The sequence below is a fragment of the Candidatus Gracilibacteria bacterium genome (assembly GCA_010119145.1).
Classification (GTDB): Bacteria; Patescibacteriota; Gracilibacteria; order BD1-5; family UBA6164; genus JAACSU01.
In genome coordinates this window covers 1-6,327 of the sequence record JAACSU010000018.1, presented here as the reverse complement: position 1 = coordinate 6,327, position 6,327 = coordinate 1, and the positions used below count along the sequence as shown (strand labels likewise).

7 protein-coding genes are annotated in these 6,327 nt (G+C 33.3%); 6 read left to right on the top strand and 1 reads right to left on the bottom strand.

Going from position 1 to position 6,327, the window contains the following annotated elements:
- The 5 genes from GW846_06320 to GW846_06300 form a co-directional block, all read left to right on the top strand.
- A partial coding sequence (locus GW846_06320; GenBank protein NDK10359.1) for a hypothetical protein occupies positions 1 to 435 on the top strand: 435 nt, incomplete at its 5' end.
- Positions 436 to 439: 4 nt separating this feature from the next.
- Positions 440 to 664 carry a hypothetical protein gene (locus tag GW846_06315; GenBank protein NDK10358.1) on the top strand — a complete coding sequence of 75 codons (225 nt, stop codon included), beginning with the start codon at positions 440 to 442 and terminating at the stop codon, positions 662 to 664.
- 75 nt (positions 665 to 739) lie between these two features.
- A complete protein-coding gene (locus GW846_06310; protein ID NDK10357.1) occupies positions 740 to 1,363 on the top strand; it encodes a hypothetical protein in 624 nt (207 codons plus the stop codon).
- Complete coding sequence (locus tag GW846_06305) at positions 1,363 to 2,214, top strand: inositol monophosphatase family protein (GenBank protein NDK10356.1); 852 nt, start codon at positions 1,363 to 1,365, stop codon at positions 2,212 to 2,214. The genes GW846_06310 and GW846_06305 overlap by 1 nt, the downstream gene beginning before the upstream one ends.
- Positions 2,215 to 2,281: 67 nt before the next feature.
- A complete protein-coding gene (locus tag GW846_06300) occupies positions 2,282 to 4,837 on the top strand; it encodes a tetratricopeptide repeat protein (GenBank protein ID NDK10355.1) in 2,556 nt (851 codons plus the stop codon).
- Here GW846_06300 and GW846_06295 read toward each other — a convergent pair.
- Positions 4,817 to 5,260, bottom strand: coding sequence for a helix-turn-helix transcriptional regulator (locus tag GW846_06295; protein ID NDK10354.1), 444 nt, complete (start codon positions 5,258 to 5,260; stop codon positions 4,817 to 4,819). The two genes, GW846_06300 and GW846_06295, sit on opposite strands and share 21 nt — an antisense overlap.
- Positions 5,261 to 5,489: 229 nt before the next feature.
- Between GW846_06295 and GW846_06290 the strand changes: the two genes are divergently transcribed.
- Positions 5,490 to 6,327 (top strand): hypothetical protein (locus tag GW846_06290; protein NDK10353.1); only part of this gene is annotated, 838 nt, incomplete at its 3' end.

Here is a 6,327-nt window from a genome sequence, read left to right as displayed (position 1 = left end):
TTTGAACTTAAAACCCGAGAAACCAATGCCGATAAAAAGAAAAAGGCAGAATACGAAAAGTTAAGGGCAAAATCCGTGCAACGGGAAAGAATCCAAAAAGCTATTTACGATCTTGAACGAGAAAAAGAAGATCATGAAAAAGCTTTAATTATTGATCATAAAGACGCTTTATCTTCGGATGAAATAGAAAAATACAAGCAAACCTTTGAGGATTTGATGAAAGGATCCGATTGCTCAAAAGGAAATTGGTTCCGTGAGAAGGGATGGGATGACTGGATTGTTAAATTGGATTTTGACATGTTTTTGTGGAATAAGCTTAAAGAAACCTTAACCAAAGAAGACCTTGAAAGACCTGACCTTGATGAAAAAATTGAGGAATTTAAACAGGATATGCTAATTTTTTCCACCAAGAAGGCTGGGGGGGAGAAATGTTAAATTTATGTTTGAGCTCTTTTTACAAAAGAAAATAAAGGAGGCTTTACCAGAAGACATTGTGTTTCCTCCTCTTGTTAAACAAGAGGAGGAACTCAAAGAGAAGAAGGAGCAGATACAAGAACTTTATGACCTAGGTATTCAAGCCCTTAAAGAACTGAGAGGAAATTTTAAAATATTGCCAAGAGGTTTAATCGATAAATTTGACTTAACCAAACTACCTGCGATATAAGAAAGTTGGTTATAAAAAATAGGATAAGAAATGTTTATAAAGAAAAATATATTAATATTTACAATGGGATTTATTATGATTTCTGATAAAGCACAGTGTATTCAAATAAAAAAAGAATATGGAATATACTTTAAGATACCTGATGGAAAAGTTAAAGATTGTGCTTTATCTATAGCAAAAAAACACGGGAGCAATATAACGCCACATATAACTGTTTTACAGGCTGTTTTTTTAGAGGATTCTTTAAAAGAAGTCCATAAAAATTTACGCTCTTGGGCAAATGCACAAAAACCTCTGAAAATCATTTTCAAAAAAAAACTAGAGAAGGGAGGTGGTGGAAATACCTTTTGGAATGTTCAAACCGAAAGTCCATTACATGACGCTAATTCAGCTCTAACAGAAGTTATCGACCCGCTTCGTGACGGGATTCTTGACCAAGTAAAAAAAAATATGCCCTATTTTTCAAATACAGAACTAAAAAATATTGAAAAATATGGAAGACATTTTAATGTGCCGGGGGCAAATCAACCACATATCACCGTAGCCTATGGTGTCCAAAATTTTCAATTAATAAATGAAATATCGACTCAGATAGAAAATATAGATACAACGCAAATTCTTGATGAAATCTCTTTGGGAGAAATTGATAGCCAAGGCAATATCATTGAAACTCTTCAGACATATAAATTAGGTGGATAATGCATAAAGATTATGAAAAAGCCTTGTTGGCTAGTATTCATTTAAAGACGATGATTCAAGTAGTAAGAGGCGCGGGGGATATTTTATTAGAAGGAAGAAAAGAGATCGATTCTCTCTCAACAACTTCAAAAACAAAAAATCCAAATGATATTCTGACAAAGTATGATCCTTTGGTGCAAACTTTTATATATCAAGGTCTTATTAAAATGTTTCCTAGTTATTCAATAGTAGGAGAAGAAGAAGGGCTTGGTGAAGATATTGATATACAAAAAGGTTTTGTCTGGATTGTTGATCCTATAGATGGAACTTTGAATTTTCGAATGAACAGGAAAGAGTTTTCTATTTCACTTGGCTTGTTCAAGGATGGGAAGCCTTTTGCTGGAATTGTTTATGCCCCCGCAAGAGACGAGATGTATGTGTCTGAAAAAGGTAAGGGAGCATATCTTAACAAAGAAAAGATCTCTGTAAGAAAAAGTTCTTTAACTGATACTCCATTATACCATTTTGAGCTTCATAAAATTGACTACCAAAAAGTTATAAAGAGTATAGCGCCTATGGCAGCACATATAAGGAGATTTGGTGGATCGGCAGCTTTAGACCTTGCCTTAGTTGCATCGGGACAAGTGGATGCACAATTTTCTACTTCATTGAACTTATGGGATATTGCTGCAGGGTTTTCAATTGTTGAAGAAGCTGGTGGAGTATATTTTGCTACAGATGGTACTAGTATAAAATTTACAATGAAACCTAACTCATATTCATATGTAGTTGGCCATAAAAATTTTGTGGCGGATATTTTAGATAGGCTACCAAAAATTTCAGTATCTTGCATTAATCTAGGTATTTCTTAACCAGCTAACACCCACGGGTAAAGGCCATAGTTTTACGCCATCTTTAAAAATTACAGGAAATTTCATTATGGAAGAACTTATCATTAAAAATAAAGATGGGAGTGTAATTGACCTAACATCAAGAGAGTTAGAAATAATTTCGTTCTTGAAAATTGGGAAACGAACAAAGTGGATTGCCAACGAACTTATTCTATCTCCAAGAACTGTTGATAATCATATTCTTCGTATTAGGGAAAAAGTAGGTGCAATTTCACGTGAAGAATTATGCGACCTCGTAATTAAAAAAAGCCTCTTAGTGAAAGAATTAGAGAAAATATCAATTAAAAATTCTGAAATTTTTAATAAATTTAATAAGTCGGCAATAATTAAAACTTTTTTGTTTCTTGCTATATCAGTTTTTACGATTTTATTTTTACTACTTGATATTAATAAAGATAATGAGAAAAATGTGTTTGAATGGAATATTCCCTTAGAGGGATCTGTTTACGTACCAAGGGAAGGTTCTTTTAAGGCAGTTTCAGAATATCTGAAGGACGGATCTAACAACCACATTCTAACTATCTATGGCCTTGCAGGCGTTGGAAAAACAACCTTTGCAAAAAATTTTATTTTGGCAAAGAAGACCTCTTATAAATATAAAATATGGTTTAATTCTGAGACACCTTCTGTATTAAGAAAAGAGCTTTTAGAATTTGGCGAATATAAATCATTGTACGATAAATCAGATAGCACTGAAATTAAGGTAATTAAGGTTATCAAATGGCTCGAAGAGATTGGTGGGGTTATTCTTGTTTTTGATAATGTTGAAAGATATGAAAATATTAAAGGATACATTCCTAGAAATTGTGATGTGTTGATTACTTCTCGTAATAATAAAATGCCTTCCCCTTTTTATATGGACGTGATGTCGCCTAAACAGGCTGAGAATCTTTTTGTAAAAACCTATGACGAGAATAAGGTAATTTCTTCTGAGGAAAAAGTTGAAATAAGAAAGATTCTAGAACAGCTTGGCTACCTCCCACTTGCAATTGTGCAAGCAGCGGCATACATACGTGAGAATTCTCTAGATCTAAAGAGCTACCAGAGGTTATATGAGGAAAATATTGACTTTTGTTTAAAGAAAAGCACAATTCAAATCCAAGATCACTTGCCAGTATATGTAACTTGGGAAATGAGCTTAGAGAAAGTGTCTTCACAGGAAGCGATTAATTTACTGAACCACATGAGTCTTTTGTTACCAGAAAAAGTTAACAAGGATTTACTAATGTATATTTTATATGGATCCGTTTCAATAAATAATAAGGCAAAACTAGACGATATTATTTCATTATTAAAGAGTTTTTCATTAGTTTCAGTAGATGGAGATAATGTTTTTATTCATAGGTTACTCCATAGCTGGATTTTGAGAAAAATGGAGCCTCAAACAAGAAAAGAAAATCTCAAATATACCTTGGAGAGATTATCGAAATTGTATCATTCCCCTTTGGTTCATATAAAGAACATAGGATTTATTAGAGAGCTTATACCTCATACAGTAAAATTTTTGAAATTGGCTAAAATAGAATTTTTAGAACCTAAAAGTGAACTCTATAAAATATATCTTGGGTTATCAAAATCCTATGATCTTATGGGGGAATATAAAAACAGAAAAAAGTTTATTGATTTAGCTTACTCAGAGTCAGTAAGTATTTTTGGAGAAGAAAGCCCTGAAACAGCCTTGGTTTGTTATGCCTCAGGCCGTTTTGAAATACGAACTGAAAATTTCATAAAAGCAGAGAAGATGATATCTATAGCTTTAAGTGGTTTTGAAAAACAACCAGAAAAGTATAGTCGAGAGATACTTTTGAGTTTAAATCAACTAGGTAGGGTCTATGGTAGATTATCGAAATATAAAGAAGCAATTAATGTTCTGGAAAAAGCCCTTTTAAGAGCCGTCCATTCACATGGAAAAAACCATATAGAAGTAGGTGATATACTTAATGAGCTTGGATGGGTGTTATTTAATTATGGCGAATATGAAAAAGCAAAAGAATATTTGCTTCAATCTGTTAAAATACATGAGCAAAATCTTGGGAAAAACCACGTTGAAACAGCAAGGGTCTTAAAAAGCCTAGGTTGTGTTCTAATAGCAGTTCGTGAATTGGATGGAGCAGAAGAAGTTTTAAGACGATCCCATAAGATAAGAAGCGACCATTATGGAAAAAATCATATTAAGGTATTAAATGTTAATGTTTGTATGGCTATTTTGACATCTTTAAGGGGAAATAATCATAAGGCAATTGAGGAATTAGAAAAATGTAAAAATCTGCTCGAAAAGTTGTATGGGGATAATTTGATTTTTTGTGCTGCTTTAGAAATAAATCTTGCAAATTTATATTTATTAAATGGGGATAGAGAAAAGGCATTATTTTCTTTTAACAAGGGGACGAAAATGTTTTTAGATAATCCTTCAACAAATGCTGTAAATATGAAAATTGCACAAGTAAGCTTTATGCTTTTCTCGGGTGAGAAGGAAAAATTAGGAAAAATAGAAGAAGATTTAAGAGGTAAAATATCTATAAGACATAATCACTTACGTTTTATAGAAGGGAAAGGCGGAGATCTATTTCTCCTTAATACATAATTCCATTTCTTTTAGTAAAAACCATTTGGTAAAATTTTTATCTAATTCAGAAAGATTGTTTTCGATTGTGTAATAGTAGCACTCTTTTTGAATTTTAGAGTACTGTGTGAATGAAAGATTAAAGTTATTTTCCTTTACCAATTTTTGAACCAAATTTGCAAATTCAACTAAAATATCAAAATCTTCAATTTTTTTTAAAGCGCCACCTCTTTCTCCCGGAGGTTCCGCGCAGATTAAATCTGTAATACTACATTGGAAAAGGGTTGCTAATTTATTAAGATTTTCAACACTAGGGTTTTTAGATTGATCGCGCATAATATTTCGAAGTGCGCTCATACGAAGACCAGCTTGGCGTTCCGCCTCAGCGATAGAAAGATTATTTTTCTGGAGAAGTTCTCTCAGATTATTTTTTAAATTGCTCATATATCTAAAAATAAGCGAAAAACGAAAAAAAAACTAGATCTATCTTTATCTTGCTATATATATCTGCTATATATAGCAAGATAAAGGTTGTTTTAAAAAAAAATTAAAGACTATTTTCAATGAGTAAATTTTACTCGAGTAATTTTTACCATTGAAAAGGCTTTGTTTATTACGTTTATGTTGATTAACATAATTTTAAATCTTGTATTAATAACAGGCGATCATAGCAATGAAACACGATGAGCTTCCACAGTCAGTAGAAGCAATGCAGAGCATAGCCATTCGAGGTAATGTAATCGCTCAAAATTGGTTTCAGACGATAAAACTCCCCACGGGGCGGCCTGATTTATACGCCATGCTTATTCTCTCCGATGTTTGCTACTGGAATAGACCTTCCGAAATCCGCTGTGAAAAATCAGGGGCACTTATTGGTTACAAGAAAAAATACGCTGAGGATATGCTTCGACGATCTTATTCAGATTTAGAAAATCAATTTGGCATTTCAAAAAAACAGTGTCAAGAAGCCTTGCGAAGACTTGAAGAACTAGGTGTCATTGAAAGAGTTTTTAGAACTGTTGAAACTCCGTCTGCTCGTCTTAGCAACGTGATGTTTTTGAAGTTGAATACTGAAATTCTTAAAAAATTAACCTTTGAAAACATCACTGCGCCTTGTGTAAAAAGGGATTCAGACCCTATGGAGAAAATCCTCCATAGCTATGGAAAAGATGAAGACCCCCTATGGAGGAATTCCTCCATAGGTGTGGATAGATTCCTCCATAGCTATGGAGGAATTCCTCCACATCATATAGAAACAACTACTTCTTCAATAATTACTCCATCTCTCTCTAAAAATCAGGCCTCTTCTGAAAACCCCCGACCTGTTTCGAGGAAAGTCGAGAGAGAGGGATTTTGCAATTCTAAAAAAATGCTAGCTGTATGGAACGAGCTCATTCCTGAGAAAGCAACCAATGCCAACAGCTATCTTTTATCAAAACTTGAGCTTGCTCTACGAGATCAGCTTGACGGTGATATTTCTTCATGGCGGACGGTCTGTGAAAATTTCCGCT